General features: G+C 57.5%; 2 protein-coding genes. Both read right to left on the bottom strand.

Annotation, left to right across the window (positions count from 1 at the left end; genetic code table 11):
- Nucleotides 1-455 (bottom strand): alcohol dehydrogenase catalytic domain-containing protein (locus AAF465_17510; GenBank protein ID MEM7084520.1); only part of this gene is annotated, 455 nt, incomplete at its 3' end.
- Complete coding sequence (locus AAF465_17515; protein MEM7084521.1) at nt 456-1,637, bottom strand: acetyl-CoA C-acyltransferase; 1,182 nt, start codon at nt 1,635-1,637, stop codon at nt 456-458.
- Between the last annotated feature and the right edge of the window lie 2 nt (nt 1,638-1,639).

A 1,639-nucleotide genomic window follows, 5' to 3' on the forward strand; every position in this document is an offset into this window, starting at 1 on the left:
ACACCGCCGGCGGCACCCAGAACCAACAACGTCTCATCGGGTTGTAGGTTCGCACTCTGTTTAAGTGCGTGATAGCTGGTGCCGTAGGTGACGGAAAACCCGGCACCCTGTGCAAAATCGAGAGTATCCGGCAGTGGCATCGTCATGACTTCTGGGCAAACGCATTTTTCTGCGAATGCTCCGCCCCGCGTTGCCACGATAATGCGATCACCGACACGCGTTCGCTGACAGTTAGCGCCGACTGCCGTTACAACACCGGCGGCTTCGTTGCCCGGGATAAACGGCAACGGTGACTTCACTTGGTACTGGCCCGCGATACTCAAAATGTCCGGAAAATTAACCCCGGCCGCGGCGACGTCGATGCAGACTTCTTCGTCGCCGGGAACTGGATCGTCCCATTCCTCAATCGTGAGCGACTCAGGTGGACCAAATTGGTTGCACACCAATGCGCGCATTCAGACGACCTCAAACAGAGATGCTGCACCCTGGCCACCACCCACACACATCGTACATACGACGTACTTGGCACCGCGGCGCTTGCCTTCGATCAGGGCGTGGCCGACCAGTCGCGCGCCTGACATGCCGTAGGGGTGCCCAACCGAAATCGCGCCGCCGTCAACGTTGAGGAGTTCGTTGGGAATTCCTAAGGTATCGCGGCAATACAGAACCTGAACGGCAAACGCCTCATTGAGTTCCCACAGGCCGATATCATCCATCGACAGGCCATTACGTTCGAGCAATCGCGGTACCGCAAAAACCGGACCGATACCCATTTCATCGGGTTCGCAGCCAGCAACCGCCGTACCACGATAAATTCCTAATGGCTCGAGACCCCGTTTTTCCGCCACCTTGGCTTCCATGACCACCGAGGCAGAGGCACCGTCGGACAGCTGACTCGCATTGCCGGCTGTTATTACACCGTTTTCACGTACCGTGCGCAGTCCGGACAATCCGTCAAGATTGGTTTGCGGTCGATTGCCTTCATCTTTTTCTAGAACGACATCTTCGAAAGTGATTTCGCCGGTTTCTTTGTTCATAACGCCTTTATTTGACGGTAGTGGCACGATCTCGTCGTCAAAGCGTCCAGCCTCTTGGGCAGCCGCGGTGCGCTGCTGGGATTGCAGCGCGTACTCATCCTGTGCCTCGCGGGAGATGTTGTAGCGTTTGGCTACGACTTCGGCCGTATCGATCATCGGCATAAGAATATGTTCATGCTTTGCCAGCAATCGAGGATCAGCAACGCGATGCTGATTGGCATGTTCGTTCTGCACCAGGCTAATGGACTCGAGGCCACCGCCCACCATGATGTCGACGTTGTCGCAGACGACGGTCTTCGCGGCCAGCGCGATGGCCATCATGCCCGATGAGCACTGGCGATCGAGCGTCATACCGGCGGTGGTTACCGGCAAGCCGGCCGCCAGGGCGATTTGTCGACCGACGTTTTGGCCTTGCGTGCCTTGTGGCATCGCGCAACCCATCATCACGTCTTCGACCTCAGCCGGGTCTATGCCGGCACGTTCGACCGCGTGCTGAACGGCGTGACCGCCTAAGGTTGGAGCTTCAGTGTTATTAAAGGCGCCACGATAGGCTTTACCGATCGGCGTCCGCGCCGTCGATACGATGACTGCTTCACGCATGG

This window comes from Pseudomonadota bacterium (assembly GCA_039028935.1).
In the GTDB taxonomy this organism is placed as follows: Bacteria; Pseudomonadota; Gammaproteobacteria; order Steroidobacterales; family SZUA-146; genus SZUA-146.

Coding starts and splice junctions, on each gene's coding strand:
- AAF465_17515 (MEM7084521.1), bottom strand. CDS start 1,637: ATGCGTGAAGCAGTCATCGTATCGACGGCGCGGACGCCGATCGGTAAA.